Genomic DNA, 25,468 nt, shown 5'->3' with positions numbered 1-25,468 from the left:
GTCCAATTACTGCTTGACATTTATTAACTCAAAAGATTCAAAAAAGTGCTTGGCTTCTTCATGACCTTTGTTCATTTTCTCGTAAATAATTTGAGTTAAATACAAATTATACCCAGCCAAAACCGTTCTCATTTCAATCATGTAAGTTAGATCTAAACTTTTTACTTCTATTTTAACATCCCTACCATGATACCCATTAAAAGTAATTTTTTTATCACTTACCAAACGTCCCTTTGTATTGGTAACAGCACCTTCAATACTACCATTTAAAACTCTATTTTGTGATTCAAAAGTATTTAATCCGTTTTCAAAAAAAGATTTCGGATACTTTGTAAACGATGTCATGTAAATCTTATTTTTATCATTTTCTGTTTGCGAAGTATATGTGTGCATTTTTACAGTTCCTTTTGCTGTAGGAACATCTTGAGATCCTTTTTGAGGTTTTGTTGGAAACTCAATAATATACGCATTAACTGTATCCTTAACTTTTACCCATTCTTTATTTTGAGCAATTAAAGCCGATACATTACAAATAAAAAAAAATAGTAATAAGATGCTCTTTTTCATAGTATTATGTTAGCATACCTCCATCAACATTAAGCGTTTGCCCAGTTATATAGGCACTCATGTCACTAGCTAAAAACACACAAACATTTGCGATGTCTTCTGGTGTACCACCTCTTTTTAAAGGGATTCCAGCACGCCACCCTTTCACAATCTCTTCATCAAGTTTTGCGGTCATTTCTGTTTCTATAAAGCCGGGAGCAACAACATTACTCCTTATGTTTCTGGAGCCTAATTCTAAAGCTACCGATTTAGAAAACCCAATAATTCCGGCTTTAGAGGCTGCGTAATTGGTTTGTCCGGCATTTCCTTTAACACCAACTACCGAACTCATATTTATAATGGAACCTTTACGCTGTTTTAGCATAGTACGTTGTACTGCTTTTGTCATATTGAAAACTGACTTTAAGTTTACTTCTATAACAGAATCAAAGTCTTCTTCACTAATACGCATTAACAAATTATCTTTTGTTATACCGGCATTATTCACCAAAATATCAATACTTCCAAATTCAGAAACAACTTCATCAGCTAATTTTTGAGCATCATCAAAACTGGCAGCATTACTTTGATATCCTTTAGCTTTTATACCCAACACATTCAATTCTGCTTCTAATGCGTTTGCAGCTTCTACAGAAGAACTGTATGTAAATGCTACATTCGCACCTTGTTCTGCAAAAACTTTTGCAATTCCTTTACCAATTCCACGACTAGCACCTGTAACTATGGCTGTTTTTCCTTGTAATAATTTCATTTAGATATTTTTAATTTGACATAAAAAACACAATAATATATATTGTGTATTTCATTCTTGAAGTTCATTAATAAATTAGATATTCAAATATAGGAAATACAATGTTGTATCATATAAAAAATGCTATAAAATCACATTATATGTAATAAATAAAAGATTACTTTTTACGCAACCTTTATTTATTGAAAGCATCTAATAATTGAATTTAACAGCGAATATTAAACTCAAGCATTATGAAATATACGTTTCTTTTTTTACTATTAATTTCATTTTTAGGATGTAATGAAACTGATGATGGTAATCCTTCTAAAATATGCTCAGTAGATCCGCTTGAAAATATAGAATGGCTAAAAGAATTAGTAAATCATCCTAATACTAATGGTTTAGAAATTATACAATATGATTATAATCAGCAAACAGTTTTTTCAATAAATAACTGCTTAAACTGTGCAGATAGCTTTACAACTGTTTATGATTGTGAAAAGCATAAAGTTTGTGAATTTGGAGGTATAGCAGGAATAAATACTTGTCCTGATTTTGATACTGAAGCGATCAATGAAAAGATATTATTCACTGACAGAAATTGCGAAAAAGGTACTATAATCAGCCCTAAACTCTATAAAGAACTTAAACCCTCACCAATTACATCTGCAAAAACTAATGGCAATTGTTTGGAGATAACGTTTAGTATACTTTCTACTCAAGATAGAATTGAAGATGTAAAATTGGTAGATTCTGGTGAGGTTCTAGAAAGCAGTCCTGCACAAAGACGTATAAAATTCAATCTTAAAGAAAGCCTAACTAAACCAACTTCTATATCTGTTACAACTTCTTTTGATGTTTCGAATCTTGCAGAGCAAGGAGAAACTATCATATTGAATATTGATGGGTTTGGTACTTCTATTGAATATACTAGAGCTCCTTAAGCAAATATAAAATATGATTTTTTGACATAAATTAAAAGAGAGTGTCTAAAAGTAAGTTCGATGTCATATTGAGCCTGTCGAAATATATTTAACTTACAGATAATCAATATCGGTTTCGACAGGCTCAACCTGACAAATCAAATTATAAAGACCTTTTAGACACCCTCTTTTTCAGTATACTTCTTTTATTATGCAAGCGTTAATTATTGGGCACAAATTTAATATCTACCATTCCTAGATAAGATGTTTCCGAGAACGTATCTGGCAATGTTTGGCTGGTGCCATAGTTCGACCCATAACCAGAAATTAATATGTCTCCCATTTCTACAGGAAATAAATCATTTCCAGCATTAGTAAACTGGTAATAATCATTAGTATTAACTGAAACAAAGTAAGCTGTTCCAGAACTTATAGTTATAGGTTCTATAGCTTCGAAAGAGAGAAGCCCTGAACTTGAAGTAACCATTGTAGTTGCTAAAATGGTTTCTGTTTCTACATTCCATAGGGTTACTCGATATATATCATTGTTTGGTACTCTAATACCTAGTGCCGTGATCTTTCCATCTTTAAATGATTTAAATTTATAGCCAATTTCAAAGATACTAGGACCATCTACTTTTTGATAGTTTACCTGCATGTGTCCACTTTCTATCAACGATTTCATTGGATATTGTGGTATTGCTTCTACTTCTACAATTTCTATTTCATCATCATTTTTAGAGCAATTAAAAAGAGATAATGCTATGATTGTTAGTCCTAATATTATTTTTTGTGCTTTCATAATTCCTGTTTTTTAGTTTTATACTAGTATATAAAAGCAGTGCTATTTTTGTTACCCTATATTTTAAATTTATTGCATAAAAAAATCCGTTAACTTTTTAGTTAACGGATTACTTATTTTAATGAGCTATTAAGTTTACCCTAATACTTCAGCTATTTTCTTTCCTATTTCGGCAGGAGAATCAACCACATGAATACCACAAGCTCTCATTATTTTCTTCTTAGCTTGAGCTGTATCATCACTTCCTCCTACAATAGCACCAGCATGCCCCATAGTACGTCCAGCAGGAGCCGTCTCTCCAGCTATAAAACCAACAACCGGTTTTTTGCTTCCACTAGCTTTATACCAATTAGCAGCATCTGCTTCTAATTGCCCTCCTATTTCTCCAATCATGACAACTGCTTCAGTCTCCGGATCGTTAATTAATAATTCAACAGCTTCTTTTGTCGTCGTTCCAATAATTGGGTCTCCACCAATACCAATGGCTGTAGTAATTCCCAATCCTTGTTTCACTACTTGATCAGCAGCTTCATATGTAAGTGTTCCTGATTTAGAAACAATACCTACTTTACCTTTTTTGAAAACAAAACCTGGCATAATACCAACTTTGGCTTCTTCCGGAGTAATAACTCCTGGACAGTTGGGGCCAATTAAGCGACACTCCTTATTTTTAATGTAGTTGGATGCCGTAATCATATCTGCAACCGGAATACCTTCTGTTATTGTAATAATAACTTTTATACCAGCATCTGCGGCCTCCATAATAGCGTCGGCAGCAAAAGCAGGCGGCACAAAAATAATAGTGGTATCTGCCCCTACTTCGTTAACTGCATCTAAAACGGTATTAAAAACCGGCTTATCTAAATGTGTTTGCCCACCTTTTCCTGGTGTAACACCGCCAACGACATTCGTTCCGTATTCAATCATTTGACTAGCGTGAAATGTACCTTCACTACCTGTAAATCCTTGAACTATAATTTTTGAATTTTTATTTACTAAAACACTCATAGGTGGTTATTTGTCTTTTAATTAATTTAATTGAGCAAATGTAATTTTTTGTATTAAAATTTTAAAGTAAAAACGTACTTTTTATTTTAAGAACTTGCTTAAGGCTTTTTCAAATGAGTTCTAATAAAAACCAAGCTCTATTTTATATTCTGTTCCTTTAATTTTTCAAGTATTTCAGGAATCTTTCTTATGGCTGCTATTTCTTTATATTTTGAGCGAAAATCATCAGCTGGAATTCCGAAATAACTTTTACCGCCTTCTAATGATTTGCTAACTCCTGCTTTTGCCGATATTACAGCTTTTTTTCCAATGGTAATAGCGCTAGTAATCCCTACCTGTCCCCAAATAGTAACTTCATCTTCAATGATAACACAACCTGCAATCCCTACTTGGGAGGCAATTAGACATTTTTTTCCTATGACGGTATCATGCCCTACCTGCACTTGATTATCAATTTTAGTACCTGCTTTAATCGTTGTATCTCCTGTTACCCCCTTGTCAATAGTACAGGCCGCTCCAAGATCTACATCATCTTCAATTACCACGCGCCCTCCAGACTTTAGTTGATCGAATCCTTCAGGTCTGTTTTTATAATAAAAGGCGCTTGATCCTAAAATAGTTCCAGAATGTATTATAACATTGTTCCCTATTATAGTATCATCATAAATACTTACGTTACCGTGTATTATGCAATGGTCACCTATAACAACATTATTACCGATAAAACAATTTGGTTGGATTACTGTATTTTTTCCAATTGTTGCAGAATTTGATATAGCAGTGTTAGATGCTTTAAAAGGCTTGAAATGATTTGTAAGCCTATTAAAGTCTCTAAAAGGATCATCACTAATTAATAATGCTTTTCCAGAAGGGCAAGCTACTTCTTTATTAATAAGTATAATGGTCGCTGCAGAATCAAGTGCTTTGTCATAATATTTAGGATGATCGACAAAAACGATATCTCCAGGTTCCACGACATGAATTTCATTCATTCCGAGAACAGGGAAATTAGCATCACCAACAAAAGTGCAATCAATTAATTCTGCAATGTCTTTTAAGGTATGTGGTTGCCAAAATTTCATAATTCAGTATTCAGTATTCAGTATTCAGTATTCAGTATACAGTATATACAGTCTTCAGTATATGAGTAAGTACTGCTTACTGGATACTGGTAACTGTGGACTGATTTATTATTCCTTAACACGTTCTTTATAAGTCCCTTTTTCAGTTTCAACTTTTATCTTGTCCCCTTCATTAATAAATAAAGGTACATTTACGGTTGCTCCTGTTTCAACAGTTGCAGGCTTTGTTGCATTGGTAGCAGTATTTCCTTTTACTCCTGGTTCGGTTGCAGTGACTTCTAATATAACACTTGCCGGCATTTCAACAGAAAGTGGCATATTATCTTCAGAATTAATAATAACTGTTACAACTTCACCTTCTTTCATTAAACTTGGATTATCTAGAGCAGATTCCACTAATTGAATTTGCGCGTAATCTTCTGTGTTCATAAAATGGTAAAATTCACCATCATTATATAAAAACTGGAATTTATGGGTTTCTACACGTACATCTTCTAATTTGTGCCCGGCAGAAAAGGTATTATCCAAAACTTTACCACTAGTAACACTTTTCATTTTTGTCCTAACAAATGCGGGGCCTTTACCAGGTTTTACATGTAAAAATTCTATTATTTTATAAATATCATTATTATATTTTATACATAATCCATTTCTAATATCACTTGTAGTTGCCATAAATTCTCTTTTGTATAATCGTTAGTTTAATTAATTTGATTTGAAATACCCTTTCATGATACCTCGATGCGAATTTTTTATAAATTGAAGAATTTCATCACGCTCTGTTGTCGCCTCCATTTCTGCCTCAATAATTTCTGAGGCTTGAGTATTATTATAATTCTTTTGATAGAGTATTCTGAAAATATTTTGAATCTCTCGTATTTTCTCTGTTGTAAATCCACGTCTTCTTAGTCCGACAGAATTTATTCCAACATATGACAAAGGTTCACGTGCTGCTTTTACATAAGGAGGCACATCTTTTCTAACCAAAGATCCACCGGTAACAAAAGCATGGTTACCTACAGATACAAATTGATGCACTGCCGTCATTCCTGCTAAAACAACATAGTCACCTATTGTTATATGTCCTGCCAGTGTACTATTATTAGAGAAAATACAATTATTCCCAACAATACAGTCGTGAGCAATATGACAGTAAGCCATTATTAAGCAATTATCACCGATAACGGTTTTCATTCTATCTGCTGTACCTCTGTTAATAGTGACACATTCCCTTATGGTAACATTATCTCCTATTTCTACAATGGTATCTTCGTCATTATATTTTAAGTCCTGAGGAACAGCTGAAATAACTGAACCTGGAAAAATATTGCAATTTTTACCAATTCGGGCACCTTCCATAATGGTTACGTTACTACCTATCCAAGTCCCCTCTCCTATTTTTACATTATTATTAATAGTTGTGAAAGGTTCTATTACGACATTTTTAGCAATCTTGGCACCTGGGTGAACGTATGCTAGTGGTTGGTTCATATTTATTTTACTTTAGAGATTTGAGCCATTAGTTCTGCTTCTGCACAAAGTTTACCATTGGCATATGCATAGCCTTGCATGTGGCAAATGCCACGGCGAATAGGAGTTATTAACGAACATTTAAATATTAACGTATCTCCGGGCATTACTTTTTGTTTAAACTTAACTTTATCCATTTTCATAAAGAAGGTCAAATAATTTTCTGGATCCGGAACGGTATTAAGCACTAAAATACCTCCCGTTTGTGCCATGGCTTCTACAATTAAAACGCCTGGCATTACAGGTGCTCCAGGAAAATGACCAGCAAAAAATGGTTCGTTCATTGTTACATTTTTTATAGCTGTAACATGATTATCTGTAAGCTCAAAAACTTTATCTATTAATAGAAATGGTTGCCTGTGAGGAAGCATGCTCATAATTTGATTAACATCCATTAGAGGCGGTTGATTCAAATCTATATTAGGTACATTATTGCGACGTTCGTTTTTTATTATTTTAGCTAATTTTTTAGCAAACTGTGTGTTTACAAAGTGTCCAGGTTTATTTGCTATGACTTTACCACGAATTCTTGTTCCTATAAGTGCCAAATCTCCTAAAACATCCAGCAACTTATGTCTTGCTGCTTCATTTGGATGGTGTAGCGTCAAATTATCTAAAATACCATTTGGTTTTACAGCTATGGAATCTTTTTTAAAGGCTACTCTAAGCTTTTCCATAGTTTCTGGAGATAATGCTTTGTCTACATAAACAATGGCATTATTTAAATCCCCTCCTTTAATTAACCCATGCTCCAACAACATTTCAATTTCATGTAAAAAACTAAATGTACGTGAGTTTGAAATATCCTTTTTGAAATCTGAAATTTTATTTAAAGTAGCGTTTTGAGTACCCAAAACTTTAGTACCAAAATCTACCATGGCGGTTATTTGGTATTCTTTAGAAGGCATTACTAAAATTTCGCTACCAGATTCTTCGTCTGTATAAGAAACAATATCTGTAATGACAAACTCTTCTCTAAAAGCATCAAGTTCTACAATACCAGCTTTTTCAATAGCATCTACAAAAAATTTGGAAGAACCATCCATAATAGGCGGTTCCGAGGCATTCAATTCGATGATAGCATTATCAACATCTAACCCAACCAATGCAGCAAGCACATGCTCTGAAGTTTGAATTGCTACACCATTTTTCTCTAAACAGGTACCTCGCTGTGTATTGGTGACATAATTTGCATCAGCTTCAATTACAGGTGTGCCTTCTAAATCAACACGTTTAAATGCTAATCCAGAATTGGCAATAGCTGGTTTGAAAGTTAAAGTAACATCTTTTCCTGTATGCAAACCGACACCAGTTAAAGAAATTTCATCTTTAATAGTTTTTTGCTTTATTTCAGTATTAACTATTCCCATTTATTTTTTTCTAATTCATTAATATTTTTTACAATCTTAGGTAAGTTTTTAAAATGCACATAGGATTTGTTATAATCACTCAATGCTAGTGCAGGTGAACCCTGAAGGATTTCATTATCTTTAACATTTCTAGCTATACCCGATTGTGCTTGGATTTTCACGTTGTTACCAATAGTAATATGACCAGCAATACCTACTTGCCCTCCAATTTGGCAGTACTCACCAATTTTAGTCGAACCGGCAACACCAGATTGTGCTGCTATTACAGTATGCTTGCCTATTTCTACGTTATGAGCAATTTGAATTTGATTATCCAATTTAACCCCATTCCTTATTATGGTAGAACCCATAGTCGCTCTATCTATAGTAGTTCCAGCTCCCACATCAACATGATTTTCTAAAATAACATTTCCTATTTGAGGTATTTTCTTGTAACTACCATCTGAATTTGGTGCAAAACCAAAGCCATCAGCTCCAATGATTGCTCCAGAATTTATAACACAAGAGGTCCCTATAATAGTATCTGAATAAATTTTGGCTCCAGAAAAAACAATGGAGTTTTCGCCAATAGTAACATTATCACCTATATAAACATTTGGAAATATTTTAACATTATCCCCTATTTTAACATTATCCCCTAAATATGAAAACGCTCCTAAATAAATATTATCGCCAAATTTTGCAGATTCTGATATAGACGAAGGTTGTTCAATGCCTACTTTGTTAAGTTTTGCAATATTATAATACTCAAGTAATTTAGTAAAGGCGGCATACGCATCTTCAACTTTGATTAATGTCGTGTCTATTTCGGTTTCAGGGACAAAGCTTTTATTAACTATGGCCACTGACGCTTTTGTAGAATATATATATTGGGTGTATTTTGGATTGGATAGAAACGTTAAGGAACCCTGGGTTCCTTCTTCAATTTTAGATAATTTTGAAACTTCTACATTTGGATCACCAACAATATCACCTTCTAATATTCCTGCTATTTGTTGTGCTGTAAATTTCACACTGAAAAGTTTGTAGTTTTTTGTTTGATTGACGCAAAAATAGGAAAAATGTACTAAAGTTTTTCATGTGCCGATGCTTATTGTTTTCTAAAGACACATGTCACATTTTATATAGTTATATTTTTTTTAATTTGTAAAAATTAACTATAGTACTTCTTTAGGGTAGCAGATATAATATTTAGTTACGGGTTTTGATAAGGCCTTTAGATTAAGTTGATCTGAAGCTTTAACGATGTCCTCAATTTTCCCCGATTTATGTAAAATATTTATACCTTGGTGTTTCAGTTGGTAGGCCTGATTTGAGATTTCTCCAGTAAACACAAAATATGTTGCTTCTTTTTCACTTATTCTATATGTAGTAATTAAATCTTGAATATGTTTTTCTAGATTTTGCTTTTTAATGACTTTACTTTTCAATTTAATTTTTAATAAGTCTCTGTTTATTATCATTTTACTCAACTTACTAAGTACAAAGTCATCATGATGTTGCCAGTGTTTCATAGCCGAAATAATGTCATAATCATCTAACTGGGAAAATATATCTAGCGTATCGTTGTCGAAATTATCAATTGCTATTTTATTCTCTAAAAAGAATAATAAAGCTTTGCTGGCTTCTAATTGAACCCCAATATGATGTAGCTCCTTAGCGCGCTTTAAAACTCGAATCAATAATTGTTCTGCAACCAATCCCGTTTTATGCAAGTAAACTTGCCAGTACATGAGACGTCTAGCCACCAAAAATTTCTCAACACTATAAATTCCCTTTTCTTCAATTACTAATTCATCATTAACAACATGAAGCATCGTGATTAATCGTTCACTATTTATATTGCCTTCTGCAACTCCGGTATAAAAACTATCCCTCTTTAAATAATCGGCCCGATCCATATCCAATTGTCCGGAAATAAGCTGACACATAAATTTTCGATGATATTCTCCTTTGAAAATTTGAATAGCAAGCGTTAAACTTCCGTTAAATTCTTTATTTAATAGCTCCATAAAAAGCAAAGAAATGTCTTCGTGCGATACATTATTAACGATACTATGTTCCATAGCATGAGAGAAAGGGCCGTGACCTATATCGTGCAACAAAATAGCAGCGTACAGTCCTTTTTCTTCCTCTTCAGAAATCGCAACTCCTTTAAAACGAAGTACATTGACCGCTTGTTGCATTAAATGCACACAGCCTATAGCATGATGAAATCTAGTATGGTGTGCCCCGGGATAAACCAAATATGACATACCCATTTGAGTAATTCTACGTAACCGTTGAAAATATTTATGCTGAATTAAATCGAAAATAAGCGAATTTGGAATAGTAATAAATCCGTAAATTGGGTCGTTTAATATTTTAAGTTTGTTCAAACTTGAAAAAGTTAATGTTTAATAGACACAAATATAATTATATACAGACTATTATTTAATACATAACAAAAATTAAAACAGTGCCTCCTCGAGCACAGTCGAGAGGTCCCTTTATTATAGAGTCTTAAAAAAGAAAGTCTCGACTGTGCTCGACCCGACATTTAAGAGCTTATATTAATTTTTGTTACGTATTTAAAGAAATCTAGATAAAAGACAATTACCAATAAATGATTATTAAAAACATTTAAATGAATACAATACAAATACTTTGGGTAGATGATGAAATTGATCTACTAAAACCTCATATTCTATTTCTGGAACAACGTAATTATAGCGTTACAACATGCATGAGTGGCAGTGAAGCTATTGATGTCATAGATGATAAAAATTTTGATATCGTATTTTTAGATGAAAATATGCCTGGGCTTACTGGTCTTGAAACTTTAAATGAAATAAAGGAAAAGAAAGACAACCTCCCTGTTGTTATGATCACCAAAAGTGAGGAAGAATATATTATGGAAGAAGCTATTGGTAACAAAATAGCGGATTATCTCATTAAGCCTGTAAATCCAAATCAAATATTATTAAGCTTAAAGAAGAATTTGGATCATTCTCGATTAGTATCTGAAAAAACAACTTCAAACTATCAGCAGGAATTTCGGAAAATCGCTATGGATTTATCTATGGTTAATTCTTATGAAGAATGGGTCCATTTGTATCAAAAACTTATTTATTGGGAAATTCAACTTGAAGATATTGAAGATGCAGGGATGTTCGAGATTTTAGAGTCTCAAAAAAATGAAGCAAATATTCAGTTCGGTAAATTTATAGAGAAGAACTATGCCAATTGGTTTAAACCGAACTCAGAATCCCCCATAATGTCCCACATGCTTTTTAAAGAAAAAATTGCTCCTGAGATTAGTGAAGATCAACCAACGGTTTTAATTGTTATTGATAATTTACGTTATGACCAATGGAAAGTTTTTGAACCTATAATTAACAACTATTATAAAAAAATCAAAGAAGAGGCTTTTTTCAGTATTTTACCAACGGCCACTCAATATGCTCGTAATGCTATTTTTTCTGGGTTAATGCCTAGTGAGATGGAAAAGTTATTTCCAGAATATTGGAAAAACGATACCGATGACGGTGGTAAAAATTTGCATGAAGCGGCCTTTTTAGATACCCAGATGAAACGATTAGGATTAACTCATTTAAATTATGATTATCATAAAATCACAAATCTGAAAAACGGTAAGAAATTAGCTGATAATTTCAAATCACTTAAGTCTAACGACTTAACAGTTGTTGTCTATAATTTTGTTGATATGCTATCACATTCCAAAACAGAAATGGAAGTTGTTAAAGAATTGGCTTCAAACGATAAGGCATACAGGTCTTTAGCTTTAAGCTGGTTTAAAAACTCACCCCTTTTAGAAATGATACAGCAGGCCCAACAACTAGGGTTTAAACTCATTTTAACAACAGATCACGGTACTATTAATGTTAAAAATCCATCAAAAGTAATTGGTGATAGAGACACAAGTTTAAATCTTCGTTATAAAACCGGAAGGAGCTTAACTTACGATGATAAGGATGTATTGGTTTTTAAAAACCCAAAAGAAGCTCACTTACCGTCAATAAAGATGAGTAGCTCTTATATTTTTGCAAAAAGCGACTTGTTTTTTGCATATCCAAATAACTATAATCATTATGTAAGTTACTTTAGAAACACCTATCAGCATGGTGGTGTTTCTCTTGAAGAAATGATTATCCCTTTCGTAGTTTTTGACCCAAAATAAATATAACCGTTATTATTAAAACAGTGTCTGAATTTATAAAACTAAATCTACTATCGGAAGGAAATTAAATAACCTTTATATAGATCAATTAAAAATAAAAACTCTATGTAAAGCAAAAAACATCGATAAAATACATTTTTTTGTTGTTTTTTTGATTTTTTATGGTTATACTTGCGTATAAAATTTAATAAAATTGGAGATTAGCTTTGGATTAAATGATGTTGAAAATATTGCAAAACAGCTCATTAAAAATGTAAAAACTAAAACCTTATTGTTTTATGGCGATATGGGTGTTGGTAAAACAACATTAATAAAAAACATAGTAAAAGTTTTAGGTAGTGATGACGAAGTAAGTAGTCCAACATTTTCTATTGTAAATGAGTATCAATTAAATAATGATAAAGTATATCATTTTGATTTATATAGGATAAATGATTTAGAAGAGGCTTATAATTTTGGAATTGAAGATTATATAGACTCGGAGCATTGGAAACTGATCGAATGGCCAGAAAAGATTGAACCCATTTTAACGGATCATTTCGATAGAGTTGATTTAGAATTAAGTACTAATAATAGGATTTTAAGACTAAATTTAAAAGACATATAACTAACATAATTACTAGCTTATACAAATAAATAACATAAAAAACACTCCGAATTTTGAAGTTTTACGGGAAAACCACATTGGAAATTTAAAAAAACTCTTTTTTTAACATTTTTTTAACATTTCAAGAAAAACTTCAAAATTGCCTTTAGTTACATTTGGATATATTAATTAATAAATCCCTTTAAAAATGAAAACTAAAAAGTATGTAATTGCAATCGCAATTTTCGGAGGAATGTTGTTTATGGCTCAAGCTGCTGATGCTTACAACCAAAATGGACAACAAACAGCAAAAATTGAAAAGAGTAAAATCAGACTCCCAAAATAATAATATTAATAAAAAGGATCTAATCCTTGGGAGTGTAATAGCTACTTTGGTAGCTATTACACCTTATTTGTTCGATTTATACCAAAGTGTTCCAGATATAAAAATTTGGAACACTTTTTTATTTAACTATGAGAGTACACATTATGAAAGCGTTCGAACTGTAGCATGGACGCTTACCAATAAATTAGTTCCTTTATTATTAATATTTCTATGGTTTTTTACATGTCGTCATTGGTGGTATCATGCATTACTAGTGCCAATTGCTATGTATTTTTATCAAATAATTATGACTTTTAATGATGATATTGAATACTTAGATTCTAATCACATAATGTATTTAATACCAGTCATGGCAATTGTAATACCTACCATTTATTTGATTAGGGCAAGAATATTTAATAGCTTATCTGAAGTCAATAAATCAATGCAAGAACTTGAAGATGAATTTAAAATGTCTCCTAAAAACTTTTGGGGTAAGGTTAAGAATTATTTTTAGCTTAACACACTTTCGTTTGATTACTGCCAATTTTAATCAAAAATCAATTAATTTGTATTTTCTTTAAATCGCTCTCGCTCATTTAGATCTATTTCTTTTTTATTTGTACGCAATCTAAAGTTTCCAAACTTATAATTAAACCCAAAAGTAAGTAATCTGTTTTCTCTTCTCGATTTTAAAAACACATCTTGATTTAGGTATTGAGTAATTGTTTTAAAGTTTTGAGTATTAAATATATCTGTAGCTCCAATACTAAGTGTTGCTTTTTTATTCCAAAATGTTTTTTTTATACTTATATCAATTCCCGATCGTGCACTTGCATCTGTTGGCCCATTAACTATAGGTGATATATATAAATAGGAAATATCTGCTGTTAAACTATGATCTTTTAAAAAACTATAGTAATTGATTATTTGCCCAAAGATTGACCATCTGTTATTTACTAATAGGGCGTTACTGCTTTTTAACGCAAAAAATTCTTCTTCATAATAAAAAAGAGATGATAACACATATAAATTCCAGTTATTAGCTAACTTTTTATATGTTGTAAAATCTAAGCCATATGAAATACTACGATTTATATTAGTATCTACATATGTTAACTTATTATTGTCATTGTCTTGAAATATGATTCGAATTGTTGGATCAGTTTCATAGCGATAATAGAGCTCAAAAGCATAATCCTTTTTTAAAGTGTATCCTAAAGTAAATGTATCATCAATTTGAGGCTTTAAATTTGGGTCTCCAGTTATATATACATTATCATTTAAAAAATACTTAAACGGGTTTAATTCATTATATCTCGGCCTATGTATGCGTTTATTATAGTTAAAATACAGTTCATTATTATCGTTTAACTTATGCAGTAAATGAAGAGATGGAAACAACTTTAAATAATCATTATTACTATTTTGACTAGTAGATAATGAATTCCCTTTTATATCCGTATGTTCAACTCTTAGTCCAGATTTAAAACTCCAACGCTCCCAATCTTTGGAATAACTTATATAGGCTGCATAATTAATTTCATCATATAAAAAAGTATCAGAATTTTGTAAATCCTCTATTTTTATATCATTTTCAAAAATAAACTGATTTAAGATACTTTCAGAATTAATATTAGAAACCTTGCCTCCTGCTTCAAATTGTGCTGAACCATTTATTGGCAATTCATAATCTAGCTGACCTGTATATAATTTTATAACCTGACTTGAAAATGTTTGAAATCGATTACTTCGTATGAGTATATTATCAGGAAAACGATAGTCTGTATCTACATTTTGGAAACTCGAAAAATCATAATTTGTATGATGCGTACTTATAGAGAGCTTCTCCCCTTCCTTTTTAAATTTATGCACATAATCAAGTGTGAAAGCCAGATTGAAGGTTTCATCCACCTTACGGTTTAAAGTATTAAATGTAGAATCTAAAGTTTTATTTGCGTTAAAAACTTCGGTTAGAGAATTAACAAAAGTGTTTGTATGGTCTCTTGGAGTGATTAACATGCTTGTTGAAAAACCAAGACTATTACGATCATTTATATCATAATCTATATTGGCATTTATATTTTGGTTTGAAGTTTCGCGTGTTCTTTTATAATCTGTTTCCCAACTTGATGTATTTTGATTGTTGTCATTTAAAAAGTTTATAAATTCGTTATTATGCTGAAAATCCTTTCTAGGGCTTATACTATAGTTTATATAGGTGTTGAGTTTTTTTGCTTTAAAAAAGTGACTCGTTCCAAATGAATATTTTGGAAATTCTGAGCCTTGTCTATAATTCCCAAAAACACTTCCGTTATAGCCTGCTATAATATTTCTATTGGTTACAATGTTAAGCACGGCACCACCTTCTGCTTCATACTTTGCAGGAGGATTTGTTATGACTTCAATCGATTTTACATTAGTGGCAGAGGTGCCTTCTAAAAGTTGCTGAACCTCGCTTGAAGACAAATGCACCCTTCTGTCATTTATATATACCGTGGGTGTTGATTGTTTTACAGTTATAGTACCATCATGAACCAAAACACCAGGTGTATGCTTTAAAACATCTAAAACATTATCATTCGATAACGTAGAGTTTTCTACATTAAAAACCAAGCGATCTACCATGCGATTAACTGTAGGTCTCTTTGCGACCACCGTTATTCCATCAAGCGTTTCTAAATTTTCTTCAAGTATTATAGTATCAAAATGAATGTTTCTATCGAGTTCGACTCTTGTAGAATATGTTTTAAACCCAAGGAATCTAATTTTTAATATATAATCCCCGGCTTTTAGATTTTCGATTATAAAATAACCTTTTTCATCTGTAGAAGTACCATTTGCAATTTTTGAACCTCCTAAACTAGTAATTAATATATTAGAATGCGCTATTGGATTATTATTGTCATCTTTAACATAGCCATTTAACCTATATTCTTGAGAAAAAGATGAGAGAGAAAGCAACAGAATAAAGTGATAAAATAGATTTTTAATCATGGATGTATTTGATAATGCAAACTTATAAATAATTAATTTAAAACATTTTATTGAGGAGTTATAAAAATAATAATTATTTTCTTACAAGAATTGAAATTAAAATATTAATCTTGTTAGCTTTTAAAAAACTAAAATAATTATTTTCAGTTTGTGTTAACAATAGAAAATTTATTTGTAATTTGATTTTTTATTAATTAAACTAACCATGTCGAAACCACTCTCGCCTTTTACTAAGGAACAACTTTTACCTCAAGAAGAAACTCTTGAACTACTAAAACGCAAGGGAGAACTGTTTATAGGTATACCTAAAGAGACTGCTTTTCAAGAAAAAAGGGTATGTTTAACACCGGATGCAGTATTTGCTTTAGTAAGTAACGGGCATAAGGTATTGCTTGAATCTGGAGCAGGAAATGGTGCCAGTTTTAGTGATAAGGATTATAGTGAAGCTGGTGCTGAAATTACAAAAGATACGGCTAAAGTATATGCTTGTCCTATGGTTCTTAAAGTGGAACCTCCAAGTATAGAACAAATTAAACTTATTAATCCGCAAACCATATTAATATCTGCGCTTCAGATAAAAACCCAATCTAAAAAATATTTTGAGGCATTAGCCTCAAAACGCATCACAGCATTAGCTTTTGAGTTTATTCGTGATGCCGATGGTGCATACCCTGCTGTAAGATCATTAAGTGAAATTGCAGGAACGGCTTCTGTCTTAATAGCTTCAGAGTTATTATCTGATACTAAAGACGGTAATGGTAATGGGTTAATGTTTGGAAACATTAGCGGCGTACCTCCTGTAGAGGTTGTCATACTAGGAGCTGGTACCGTTGGGGAATTTGCAGCTAGAAGCTCGATGGGGTTGGGTGCAAATGTAAAGGTCTTTGACAATTCTATTACAAAATTAAGACGTATACAAACAAATCTAGGCAGGCCATTTTTTACATCTACAATTACTCCAAAAAATTTAACAAAAGCTCTAAAACGCTGTGATGTTGTTATTGGAGCGGTGCGAGGAACAAATAGAGCTCCTGTAATCGTTTCTGAGGATATGGTGCGATCTATGAAAAAAGGAGCCATCATAATAGATGTAAGTATCGATATGGGAGGTTGTATTGAAACCAGCGAAGTGACTACACATAAAAACCCAATATTTATTAAGCATAATGTGATACATTATTGTGTTCCTAATATTCTAGCCAGATACTCGCGTACTGCCTCTGTTTCCATAAGTAATTTTTTTACACCTTATTTATTAAAAATAGCAGAAGAAGGCGGTATAGAAAATTCTTTAAGATTTGATAAGGGTTTGAAAAATGGATTGTATTTTTACCACGGAATTTTAACTAGTAAATCTGTAGGTGATTGGTTCGATTTGGATTTTAGCGATGTTAATTTGCTTATTTTTTGATTGATTGCAATTCTGATTTATTTCACTAAACACATTAAATGAAACTTATACAGCGCGTTGGTTATTATCTTGGTGGTTTTTCTATCGGATTAATAATTTTAGCTTTCTTTTTAAATGGAAAAAAAACATCATGCAGCTATGGTCCAGATGCTAGAGTTTTAAAGAATATTAGGCTGAAAAAAATAGTTTATAGCAATCATATTCAATCTCATTTAGAGGATTATAATTTAGATTCTGTAGCTATAAATTATATTTTGAAAAAAGGAAGTATTGATTTTTCTAAAAGTAATGCAAGACAAAAGCCATGCGGTATGTACAATATTGAAGGTGAATTTGAAAAGAAAGATATTATTTTAACTGTTGAAAATTGTGATAGTATTGCGACTATAACTACTTTAAAAATAGAATAAACCATAATGCTTAAACGTAGTTTCGATGTTGTTTTTTCTATAATGGGGTTATTTATTCTATCTCCATTTTTAATATTAATTGCTGTTTTAATTAAATTAGATTCAAAAGGACCTGTTCTTTTTGTTCAGGGACGTGTTGGCAAAAACAATATAGACTTCAACATTTTCAAGTTTCGTACTATGCGTGTACAATCTCAAGGGAAGGGACTCCTTACCTTAGGAAATAATGATTCTAGAATAACTAAAGTGGGTTATTTTTTAAGACGTTATAAAATTGATGAGTTTCCACAACTTATTAATATTCTAAAAGGAGACATGAGTTTTGTAGGTCCAAGGCCAGAATTAAGATATTATGTGAATTTTTATAGTGAAAGTGATATGAAAATTTTCGCTGTTAGACCAGGTATTACAGGTCTAGCATCTTTAAAGTACAGGAATGAAGTAGAGCTTTTGAAAGCGGCTAAAAATCCAGAAGATTTTTTCGTTAATACCATTATTCCAGACAAATTAAAATACAATAAGGAATATATTAGAAGACAAAATTTCTTTTTTGATTTAAAACTTATAGGTATTACCATAATTAAAGTTATTACCAAATAGCTTAATGTGAGTTTAAGTATTGGCACTATTTCACAGTATTTGGCATAAAACATTATTATTCTTATTTTGCAAATGAAACTCACTTCGTAAAACATATGTTAAGCGAAGCTAAACCCTAAAATGAATACATCTAAAACTAATCATATAGATCAATTATTGATTGATTCTGGGTTGTTTCCTACTAAAAAAGCATCGCAAAAACCATTAAGTAATTTTGATTTCTCTGATGAAATCATTTTAATCACAGGAGCAGCTGGTTCTATAGGTAGTGAACTTTCAAAACAATTGTTAACATGTAATTATAAAAAGCTCGTCCTTATCGATATTGCTGAGTCTCCTCTTTATGACCTTATAAAAGATATAGAGTTTGAAGATACCAGTAAGATTGTTTTTTTACTTCTAAATATTACAGAAGAGCAATCTCTAAAACACCTTTTTGAAACCTACAAACCTACATTTGTTTTTCATACTGCTGCTTACAAACATGTGCCATTAATGGAAGCAAACCCACATGAAGCGATTAAGCTTAACATTTTTGGAACGAAGTTACTGGCTGATTTATCAATAGAATATAAAGTAAAAAAATTCATCTTTATTTCTACAGATAAAGCTGTAAATCCTAAAAGTGTTATGGGGATGTCTAAGCGTATAGCAGAAAATTACCTAAATTATTTCTTGACTAAATCAGAGACACAATTTATCATAACTCGATTTGGAAATATCTTAGGCTCTAATGGGTCAGTTTTACCACTTTTTAAGAAGCAAATTAAATCAGGTATGCCACTCACGGTTACCAATAGTATTATTTCTCGATATTTCATAAGCAAAAATAAAGCATGCGCCTTAATATTGGAGATTGCTACTTTCAATAATAAAGAAAACAATATTTTTACTTTTAATATGGGTGAACCAATTAAGATAATTGATTTAGCTGAAAGACTCGTGTCACTATATAACAATATTGGTGAAAAAATTGAAGTAAAAATCACAGAATTACGCCCAGGAGAAAAACTTCATGAGCATATCATTTCAAAAAATGAAATATTAGTGCCAACCGATAATAAAAATATTCTATTGGTCAACTCAAAAAATAATTTTGAAACTCAGAAAATTGATTTTACTAAATTAGCAAACATCACACCAAACATGTCAAGTTCAGATATCAAATCTATTTTAGAAAAATATGTTTAAAAAACGATAATAGTTTTATTATATTTTCCGTCGTTTCTTTTCCTTGGTTATAAGCGATAATTCCCTTCCGGTTTGTCCTGCTACAGAAGTGTTTTCTTCCGCTCTTCTAATTAAATAAGGCATCACATCTTTTACAGGTCCGAATGGTATATACTTGGCGACGTTATAACCTTTATCTGCCAAATTAAAGCTAATATGATCACTCATACCATATAATTGACCAAACCATATGCGCTTATCATTATTTTTTAAGTTTTTACTTGCCATTAATTCCATTAACAAATATGAACTATTCTCATTATGGGTTCCTGAAAATATAGACATGCAATCTAAATGGTCAATCATATATAGTAACGCATTGTCAAAATTATCGTCGGTAGCCTCTTTGCTTATACAGATAGGAGACGTATATTCTTTTTCTTTAGCTCTCTCATTTTCTTTTTCCATATAAGCGCCGCGAACCAATTTATAGCCAAGAAAATAATTGCCTTCTTTTGCTTTTTGATGTTCGCTCTTTAAAAAAGCCAATCGATCATGTCTGTACATCTGCAAAGTATTATATACTATAGGTTTTTCTGTATTATACTTTTGCATCATTTTTGTTACTAAATCATCCGCAGCATCTTGCATCCAGCTTTCTTCTGCATCAATTAAAACAGCAATATCATTTTCTTTGGCTTTTTTGCAAACCATATCAAACCTATTTACAACATTAGCCCATTCTTTCTGCTCATTTTGAGTTAATGCTTCTCCACTACCAACTTTTTCATATAATTTTAATCGACCAAACCCTGTTGGCTTAAAAACAGCAATAGGGATAGCTTCAATATTTTTAGCAAAATCAATAATTTTGAGTACTGTATTCATAGCGGAATCAAATTCCTTTTCACTCTCTTTTCCTTCTACAGAATAATCTAAAACTGAACTTACTCCTTTTAAAAACATGCTATCTATTACAGATAAACAATCCTTTTCATTAACACCACCACAAAAATGATCGAACACTGTGGAGCGAATTAAACCTTCAATAGGCAAATTAGCTTTAAGAGCAAAGTTTGTAGCGGCTGTACCTATCCTGACTAAGGGTTGGATAGATATCATTTTGAATAAAAAATAAGCGCGCTCTAATTCAGAATCATTCTTTAATGAGAATGCTATTTCTGTGTTGTCAAATATTCGATCAGTATTCATATAAAAAATTTGTGCAAATATAATTATATCCATATTTCATTTTGTATGATTAAGATCATTTTATATAAAATACTATCATTTTATATAAAATCTCCTTAATTTCACCAACTTTTAATGACAACAATTATTTCATGGATTCAATTACCACAAATGAATGCACAATTCATTTTAATAACGCCTGTTATGAACCTTTAAACAATCATATTAAGGACAGGAATTTTTCTAAGATTTTTATTTTAGTTGATGAGAATACGCATCAACATTGTTTGCCATATTTTTTAGAAAAGCTGGAAACAGATATCGTTGTTGAAATTATCGAAATTGAATCTGGGGAAATTAATAAAACAATAAATACTTGTGTTGGCATTTGGAATACACTTTCTGATTTAGATGCAGATAGAAAAAGCTTACTTATAAATATTGGAGGTGGTGTCATTACAGATTTAGGAGGCTTTGTTGCCTGCACTTTTAAAAGAGGTATCGCTTATATCAATGTCCCTACTACCCTATTATCTATGGTTGATGCATCGGTTGGTGGAAAAACAGGAGTCGATCTAGGGCATTTAAAAAATCAAATAGGTGTTATTAGCAACTCTGATTTGGTGCTAATAGACTCAAAGTACCTGAATACTTTACCACAAAACCAAATGCGTTCGGGTTTAGCCGAAATGTTAAAGCACGGGCTAATTAGTGATGAGACTTACTGGAATAAATTCAAAGACTTGTCAAAATTGACTTTGGACGATCTGGACGTTTTAATTTATGAATCTGTATTAATAAAAAAGAATGTTATTGAAATAGATCCATTTGAAGATAATTTGCGAAAAACTTTAAATTTTGGCCATACGCTTGGTCATGCTATAGAGTCTTATTTTTTAAGCAATCCTAATAAAAATACATTGCTACATGGAGAGGCCATTATAGTCGGAATGATTTTAGCATGCTATATTTCTACGGAATTAGCAAATTTCCCTAAACAAACAACTCTAGATATTAAAAACTTATTCATTGATTATTATGGCAAAGTTAAAATTAATGAAGATGAATATCCTGCCATCATCGAATTGCTTAAATATGACAAAAAGAATAATCATGGTAATATTAATTTTGTCCTTTTAGAATCGATAGGCAATCCCAAAATAGATTGCTTAGTTGACGACAAAGTAATAGTAGATGCTTTTCATTTTTATGACAACTAATAGTTCAACTACCAATTTTGAAAACATTGCTTTGCACTTTTTAAAGTTAAATTTTCCTGCCGCGCAATAAGCGTGGACTAATATAAATTTGTAACCCAAAAAATGCTTCATTTTTTTTCTAAAAAACTATTCTTAAAAGATTTATTAGAAGATTTTGTAGATATTCATAACCACATCCTTCCTGGTATTGATGATGGAGCAAAGAATATCAAAGATTCTTTGTCTTTAATAAAAAAGATGAAAGGATTAGGGATAAAGCAGTTTATACCTACACCTCATATTATGCAGGGCTTTTATCCCAACACAGATGAAACTATTGGAAATGCTTATCACAATTTATTGGGTGCTTTAGATTCAAAACAACTTAAAAGCATTACATTAAACCCTGCTGCCGAATATATGCTCGATAATCATTTTGAAAGTTTATTGGAAAACAGGGATTTATTTACTTTAAAAAAAGACTTCGTACTTGTTGAGATGTCATATTTACAAGCACCTTTAAATTTAGAAAGTATCATTTTTAAAATTAAAACTAAGGGATATTTACCCGTTTTAGCACACCCAGAACGTTATTCTTTTTATCATAACAATCTAGCTTATTATAAAAGACTTAAACAGCTGGGGTGTTTTTTTCAACTTAACATGCTTTCTCTAAGTGATCATTATGGAAAAAAAGTTGAAAAAACGGCTAGTTATTTAATGGAAGAACAATTAATTGATTTTGTTGGCACAGATATTCATAATGAAAAACACATAGATAAGATATCTAATCTGATAGTGAATAAAAAAACAAGTGAAAACCTCAATGAAATAATTAAAAACACGAATCGAACCTTTTCAGTAATTTAACGTGAATCTTGTTTAAGCGTTCTAGATGTCACTTCGAGCGAAATTATGGAAGAATTTTGTATCGAGAAGCTTTTCAAACTGACATGAATTTTCTTATCCAAAATTCACTTTAATCTAAGCTTTTCTTCTAAAAAAACCTTTCTTTTGAGGTGCTCCATAATAACCATATTTTGCACCATACCCAAAGTTAGATTGCTTTACATCATTTACAACTAACATCATACCATTAAGCTTCTTTTCAGCATGCAGTTCTTTAGCAAAATTCAGGATACGCTTTTCGGTATAATCTGCTCTTGTTAAATAAATAGTGTGTCCGGCATATTGACTCATCAATAATGTATCTGTAACAAGCATAGAAGGTGCTGTATCAACAATAACATAATCATATTGATCGGATACAGAATCAAATAAATCTTTTATTCTATCACTCATTAAGAGCTCTGCCGGATTAGGAGGTACTTTTCCAGAAAGTAAAATATCAATATTGATTCCATTAATGTCGTAGGTATTAATAGTTTCCCCTACTATTATAGATTTGTCAACTATGAATTCTGTAAGCCCAACCTTTGAATGATCTTTTCCCTTTTTATTTTTAATTGCAGAATAAATTTGAGGGTTTCTGATATCTGCTCCAAGAAGTAAAACTCTTTTGCCTGTATTAGCTAATGTAAGTGCCATATTTAGGCTAAAAAAGGATTTTCCTTCCCCATTGATAGTTGATGTTACAAAAATTACATTTTCATAATTATCTACTTCTCTACCTCTTTTTACATAATCAAAATTTGTTCTTATAATTCTAAATGATTCAGATAAAATCGATCTATCATTACGCTCTATTAAATTTTTATCATTACCCTTTGCATTTGGAATCTCACCTAAAACTGTTATGTTTCTAATCTCTTTTTCTAAATCTTCTTTATTATGAATTTTGTTATCTAACAAATCTCTGATATAAATAACCCCAAAAGGGATAAGTAAACCAATCATCATAGATGCTAAGTAAGTCATCGTTTTTTTAGGAGAGACCTGAGTATAATTGGAATGAGCTTCGTCTATAACCTTGGCATTAGGAGATGTAGAAATCATCGATATTGTTGCCTCTTCACGTTTTTGAAGAAGATATAAGTATAAGGATTCTTTAATCCCTTGTTCTCGTTGAATATCTCTTGATTTTCTTACTTGCCCCGGAACTGCATAAATTTTTGAGTTTATCTTAGCTGAACGATTTTCAAGACTACTAATTTGAATACTTATTGCTTTGGATGTACTGTTCAAACTTTGTCTTAAGTTATTCTTTAAATTCCCCAGCTGTTGATCTAAATTTACAATAATTGGATTTTTTTCACTAGAACTTTTAAGTAATTTATCTCGTTCATCTAATAGGTCGTTATACTTTTTTGCAATTAAGTTTATTGAACCATCTTTTAAACCAACATTAGACGGTATGCGTTCAAAAGAATCATCACTAATTTGATTCTTCATATAGTTAATCATACTATACTGTGTTCTACTTGCTGCCAAATTTCGTTCTGTCTGAGCATTAGAATTTAAATATAAATCTGCCTCAGAAGTTATGTCTGTTAATTTGTTACCTGTTTTAAATTGTTCTATTTCATCATCTACTTCTGATAAGTCGGTTGCAATTAAATTTATTCTTTTATTAATAAATTCTGCTGTATTGTTAGATTTATTGCTTTTATCCTCAATTGAAACCCTATTATATTCTTCTATTAAAGTATTTATAACGGCTTTAGCTTTTGGTACAGAAGGATCCTTTAAAGATAGGTTAAGAACTTTAGAAAGGTCTGCTGCTTGTGATATTCGTATTGAACTTTTGAAACTTTCTGCAACTCTATCCAAAGATTTAAGTTGAACATAAACAACCTGATTTGCTAAATTTGAAATTTTCTCAACATTAGGTGTTACTATGATATCACCTACCGGTGTAGGTACATTTTTTCCAAAAAACATTTTTTTCGAAATCTCTTCTTTTTGAGATCGCGGTTTGTAAATAAAATCAAATGTAGTTTCAGAAGTAATTCGTAAACTAAAAGTAAAATTTGATTTGTAAATAATAGAATCTGAAGCAAGAAAATTTATTTTAACGGGAGCCTTTTCATTAGGAAAAAGCTGTGTATCATGTAATCTTCCTTTAAGGTAAAACTGTTTATTTAAATTTAGCTTTTTAACAACACCCGTCATTAATTTTCTAGACTTAAACACTTCTATTTCGTCTTCTATTGCTATTTTATCTGTATTGGAAATCTCTCCCAAATCTTTAAGTAATGCATCAGCTGGATTAGTTATGCCATCATTTTCCATCAACATTATTTTTGCATATGCATTATACTTAGGAGTCGTATATCTCAAATAGAAAAAACCTAATCCAATAAATATCATGCAGCTTAAAACAAACCACTTCCATTGCTTTAAGTAAATGGAAAGCATTTTTTTTATATCAAGCTCATCTTGAGGTTTTTTAGTATTACTACTTTTATTAGATAGAGTTTCCAT

Annotated in this window: 24 protein-coding genes; 11 read left to right on the top strand and 13 right to left on the bottom strand. The window is 31.2% G+C overall.

The window, feature by feature from the left end; all coding sequences use genetic code 11:
• Nucleotides 1–6 precede the first annotated feature (6 nt).
• Nucleotides 7–567 carry a hypothetical protein gene (locus Q4Q47_RS16580; RefSeq protein WP_303307753.1) on the bottom strand — a complete coding sequence of 187 codons (561 nt, stop codon included), beginning with the start codon at nt 565–567 and terminating at the stop codon, nt 7–9.
• A 4-nt stretch (nt 568–571) separates the two neighbouring features.
• Entirely contained in the window at nt 572–1,318 is a 747-nt protein-coding gene (fabG, locus tag Q4Q47_RS16575) for a 3-oxoacyl-[acyl-carrier-protein] reductase (protein ID WP_303307752.1), read from the bottom strand.
• A gap of 233 nt (nt 1,319–1,551) precedes the next feature.
• On the opposite strand from fabG, the gene Q4Q47_RS16570 reads away from it, so the two are divergent.
• Nucleotides 1,552–2,244 (top strand): DUF6970 domain-containing protein, encoded by a 693-nt coding sequence (locus Q4Q47_RS16570; RefSeq protein ID WP_303307751.1) that lies wholly within the window; start codon nt 1,552–1,554, stop codon nt 2,242–2,244.
• Nucleotides 2,245–2,443: 199 nt separating this feature from the next.
• Here the strand turns inward: Q4Q47_RS16570 and Q4Q47_RS16565 are convergent, their stop codons facing one another.
• From Q4Q47_RS16565 to Q4Q47_RS16530, 8 genes are all read right to left on the bottom strand, one after another.
• Nucleotides 2,444–3,025 carry a DUF4082 domain-containing protein gene (locus Q4Q47_RS16565; RefSeq protein ID WP_303307750.1) on the bottom strand — a complete coding sequence of 194 codons (582 nt, stop codon included), beginning with the start codon at nt 3,023–3,025 and terminating at the stop codon, nt 2,444–2,446.
• A gap of 135 nt (nt 3,026–3,160) precedes the next feature.
• Entirely contained in the window at nt 3,161–4,033 is an 873-nt protein-coding gene (sucD, locus tag Q4Q47_RS16560; RefSeq protein WP_303307749.1) for a succinate--CoA ligase subunit alpha, read from the bottom strand.
• A gap of 137 nt (nt 4,034–4,170) precedes the next feature.
• Nucleotides 4,171–5,115: a UDP-3-O-(3-hydroxymyristoyl)glucosamine N-acyltransferase gene (locus Q4Q47_RS16555; RefSeq protein ID WP_303307748.1), complete on the bottom strand. Its 945-nt coding sequence runs from the start codon at nt 5,113–5,115 to the stop codon at nt 4,171–4,173.
• A gap of 108 nt (nt 5,116–5,223) precedes the next feature.
• On the bottom strand, nt 5,224–5,790 hold the full coding sequence (gene efp / locus Q4Q47_RS16550) for an elongation factor P (RefSeq protein ID WP_303307747.1): 567 nt from the start codon (nt 5,788–5,790) through the stop codon (nt 5,224–5,226).
• Between the two features lie 30 nt (nt 5,791–5,820).
• Nucleotides 5,821–6,606, bottom strand: coding sequence for an acyl-ACP--UDP-N-acetylglucosamine O-acyltransferase (gene lpxA, locus Q4Q47_RS16545; protein WP_303307746.1), 786 nt, complete (start codon nt 6,604–6,606; stop codon nt 5,821–5,823).
• A gap of 2 nt (nt 6,607–6,608) precedes the next feature.
• Nucleotides 6,609–8,015 (bottom strand): bifunctional UDP-3-O-[3-hydroxymyristoyl] N-acetylglucosamine deacetylase/3-hydroxyacyl-ACP dehydratase, encoded by a 1,407-nt coding sequence (locus Q4Q47_RS16540; RefSeq protein WP_303307745.1) that lies wholly within the window; start codon nt 8,013–8,015, stop codon nt 6,609–6,611.
• Nucleotides 8,006–9,028 carry a UDP-3-O-(3-hydroxymyristoyl)glucosamine N-acyltransferase gene (gene lpxD / locus Q4Q47_RS16535; RefSeq protein ID WP_303307744.1) on the bottom strand — a complete coding sequence of 341 codons (1,023 nt, stop codon included), beginning with the start codon at nt 9,026–9,028 and terminating at the stop codon, nt 8,006–8,008. Before lpxD ends, Q4Q47_RS16540 begins: the two co-directional genes overlap by 10 nt.
• A gap of 144 nt (nt 9,029–9,172) precedes the next feature.
• A complete protein-coding gene (locus Q4Q47_RS16530) occupies nt 9,173–10,393 on the bottom strand; it encodes an HD domain-containing protein (protein WP_303307743.1) in 1,221 nt (406 codons plus the stop codon).
• A gap of 248 nt (nt 10,394–10,641) precedes the next feature.
• Here Q4Q47_RS16530 and porX point away from each other — a divergent pair, with 248 nt between their 5' ends.
• The 4 genes from porX (at nt 10,642) to Q4Q47_RS16510 (ending at nt 13,623) form a co-directional block, all read left to right on the top strand.
• A complete protein-coding gene (gene porX, locus Q4Q47_RS16525; protein ID WP_303307742.1) occupies nt 10,642–12,195 on the top strand; it encodes a T9SS response regulator signal transducer PorX in 1,554 nt (517 codons plus the stop codon).
• 193 nt (nt 12,196–12,388) lie between these two features.
• On the top strand, nt 12,389–12,802 hold the full coding sequence (tsaE, locus tag Q4Q47_RS16520) for a tRNA (adenosine(37)-N6)-threonylcarbamoyltransferase complex ATPase subunit type 1 TsaE (RefSeq protein ID WP_303307741.1): 414 nt from the start codon (nt 12,389–12,391) through the stop codon (nt 12,800–12,802).
• 187 nt (nt 12,803–12,989) lie between these two features.
• The gene (locus tag Q4Q47_RS16515; protein WP_303307740.1) at nt 12,990–13,127 is read left to right on the top strand and encodes a hypothetical protein; all 138 of its coding nucleotides are present in this window, start codon (nt 12,990–12,992) and stop codon (nt 13,125–13,127) included.
• On the top strand, nt 13,096–13,623 hold the full coding sequence (locus Q4Q47_RS16510; RefSeq protein WP_303307739.1) for a hypothetical protein: 528 nt from the start codon (nt 13,096–13,098) through the stop codon (nt 13,621–13,623). Before Q4Q47_RS16515 ends, Q4Q47_RS16510 begins: the two co-directional genes overlap by 32 nt.
• Before the next feature lie 47 nt (nt 13,624–13,670).
• Here the strand turns inward: Q4Q47_RS16510 and Q4Q47_RS16505 are convergent, their stop codons facing one another.
• A complete protein-coding gene (locus tag Q4Q47_RS16505) occupies nt 13,671–16,103 on the bottom strand; it encodes a TonB-dependent receptor domain-containing protein (protein WP_303307738.1) in 2,433 nt (810 codons plus the stop codon).
• 205 nt (nt 16,104–16,308) lie between these two features.
• Between Q4Q47_RS16505 and Q4Q47_RS16500 the strand changes: the two genes are divergently transcribed.
• From Q4Q47_RS16500 to Q4Q47_RS16485, 4 genes are all read left to right on the top strand, one after another.
• Complete coding sequence (locus Q4Q47_RS16500) at nt 16,309–17,514, top strand: alanine dehydrogenase (protein WP_303307737.1); 1,206 nt, start codon at nt 16,309–16,311, stop codon at nt 17,512–17,514.
• A 38-nt stretch (nt 17,515–17,552) separates the two neighbouring features.
• Entirely contained in the window at nt 17,553–17,924 is a 372-nt protein-coding gene (locus Q4Q47_RS16495) for a hypothetical protein (RefSeq protein ID WP_303307736.1), read from the top strand.
• Between the two features lie 6 nt (nt 17,925–17,930).
• Nucleotides 17,931–18,524 (top strand): sugar transferase, encoded by a 594-nt coding sequence (locus Q4Q47_RS16490; RefSeq protein ID WP_303307735.1) that lies wholly within the window; start codon nt 17,931–17,933, stop codon nt 18,522–18,524.
• A gap of 120 nt (nt 18,525–18,644) precedes the next feature.
• Nucleotides 18,645–19,715: an SDR family NAD(P)-dependent oxidoreductase gene (locus Q4Q47_RS16485; protein WP_303307734.1), complete on the top strand. Its 1,071-nt coding sequence runs from the start codon at nt 18,645–18,647 to the stop codon at nt 19,713–19,715.
• Between the two features lie 18 nt (nt 19,716–19,733).
• Here Q4Q47_RS16485 and Q4Q47_RS16480 read toward each other — a convergent pair whose 3' ends face one another.
• On the bottom strand, nt 19,734–20,906 hold the full coding sequence (locus Q4Q47_RS16480) for a proline dehydrogenase family protein (RefSeq protein WP_303308488.1): 1,173 nt from the start codon (nt 20,904–20,906) through the stop codon (nt 19,734–19,736).
• Between the two features lie 131 nt (nt 20,907–21,037).
• On the opposite strand from Q4Q47_RS16480, the gene aroB reads away from it, so the two are divergent.
• Together aroB and Q4Q47_RS16470 are read left to right on the top strand one after the other, a co-directional pair.
• Nucleotides 21,038–22,105 carry a 3-dehydroquinate synthase gene (aroB, locus tag Q4Q47_RS16475; RefSeq protein WP_303307733.1) on the top strand — a complete coding sequence of 356 codons (1,068 nt, stop codon included), beginning with the start codon at nt 21,038–21,040 and terminating at the stop codon, nt 22,103–22,105.
• Nucleotides 22,106–22,207: 102 nt separating this feature from the next.
• Nucleotides 22,208–22,954 (top strand): tyrosine-protein phosphatase, encoded by a 747-nt coding sequence (locus tag Q4Q47_RS16470; protein WP_303307732.1) that lies wholly within the window; start codon nt 22,208–22,210, stop codon nt 22,952–22,954.
• Nucleotides 22,955–23,068: 114 nt separating this feature from the next.
• Here Q4Q47_RS16470 and Q4Q47_RS16465 read toward each other — a convergent pair whose 3' ends face one another.
• Nucleotides 23,069–25,468, bottom strand: coding sequence for a GumC family protein (locus Q4Q47_RS16465; RefSeq protein ID WP_303307731.1), 2,400 nt, complete (start codon nt 25,466–25,468; stop codon nt 23,069–23,071).

Source organism: Flavivirga spongiicola (assembly GCF_030540825.1).
GTDB classification, from domain to species: Bacteria; Bacteroidota; Bacteroidia; order Flavobacteriales; family Flavobacteriaceae; genus Flavivirga; species Flavivirga spongiicola.
Note: the sequence above shows the minus strand (reverse complement) of the source record. Positions and strands in the feature narration are given on the sequence as shown.

Excerpts from the sequence above, each read along its gene's own strand:
- Q4Q47_RS16540 (WP_303307745.1), bottom strand. The coding sequence starts at position 8,015 with ATGGGAATAGTTAATACTGAAATAAAGCAAAAAACTATTAAAGATGAA.
- Q4Q47_RS16485 (WP_303307734.1), top strand. The coding sequence starts at position 18,645 with ATGAATACATCTAAAACTAATCATATAGATCAATTATTGATTGATTCT.
- Q4Q47_RS16565 (WP_303307750.1), bottom strand. The coding sequence starts at position 3,025 with ATGAAAGCACAAAAAATAATATTAGGACTAACAATCATAGCATTATCT.
- Q4Q47_RS16465 (WP_303307731.1), bottom strand. The coding sequence starts at position 25,468 with ATGGAAACTCTATCTAATAAAAGTAGTAATACTAAAAAACCTCAAGAT.
- Q4Q47_RS16470 (WP_303307732.1), top strand. The coding sequence starts at position 22,208 with ATGCTTCATTTTTTTTCTAAAAAACTATTCTTAAAAGATTTATTAGAA.
- Q4Q47_RS16480 (WP_303308488.1), bottom strand. The coding sequence starts at position 20,906 with ATGAATACTGATCGAATATTTGACAACACAGAAATAGCATTCTCATTA.
- efp (WP_303307747.1), bottom strand. The coding sequence starts at position 5,790 with ATGGCAACTACAAGTGATATTAGAAATGGATTATGTATAAAATATAAT.
- Q4Q47_RS16495 (WP_303307736.1), top strand. The coding sequence starts at position 17,553 with ATGAAACTTATACAGCGCGTTGGTTATTATCTTGGTGGTTTTTCTATC.
- Q4Q47_RS16515 (WP_303307740.1), top strand. The coding sequence starts at position 12,990 with ATGAAAACTAAAAAGTATGTAATTGCAATCGCAATTTTCGGAGGAATG.
- porX (WP_303307742.1), top strand. The coding sequence starts at position 10,642 with ATGAATACAATACAAATACTTTGGGTAGATGATGAAATTGATCTACTA.
- Q4Q47_RS16570 (WP_303307751.1), top strand. The coding sequence starts at position 1,552 with ATGAAATATACGTTTCTTTTTTTACTATTAATTTCATTTTTAGGATGT.
- aroB (WP_303307733.1), top strand. The coding sequence starts at position 21,038 with ATGGATTCAATTACCACAAATGAATGCACAATTCATTTTAATAACGCC.
- lpxA (WP_303307746.1), bottom strand. The coding sequence starts at position 6,606 with ATGAACCAACCACTAGCATACGTTCACCCAGGTGCCAAGATTGCTAAA.
- Q4Q47_RS16505 (WP_303307738.1), bottom strand. The coding sequence starts at position 16,103 with ATGATTAAAAATCTATTTTATCACTTTATTCTGTTGCTTTCTCTCTCA.
- Q4Q47_RS16490 (WP_303307735.1), top strand. The coding sequence starts at position 17,931 with ATGCTTAAACGTAGTTTCGATGTTGTTTTTTCTATAATGGGGTTATTT.
- Q4Q47_RS16500 (WP_303307737.1), top strand. The coding sequence starts at position 16,309 with ATGTCGAAACCACTCTCGCCTTTTACTAAGGAACAACTTTTACCTCAA.
- Q4Q47_RS16555 (WP_303307748.1), bottom strand. The coding sequence starts at position 5,115 with ATGAAATTTTGGCAACCACATACCTTAAAAGACATTGCAGAATTAATT.
- sucD (WP_303307749.1), bottom strand. The coding sequence starts at position 4,033 with ATGAGTGTTTTAGTAAATAAAAATTCAAAAATTATAGTTCAAGGATTT.
- Q4Q47_RS16580 (WP_303307753.1), bottom strand. The coding sequence starts at position 567 with ATGAAAAAGAGCATCTTATTACTATTTTTTTTTATTTGTAATGTATCG.
- fabG (WP_303307752.1), bottom strand. The coding sequence starts at position 1,318 with ATGAAATTATTACAAGGAAAAACAGCCATAGTTACAGGTGCTAGTCGT.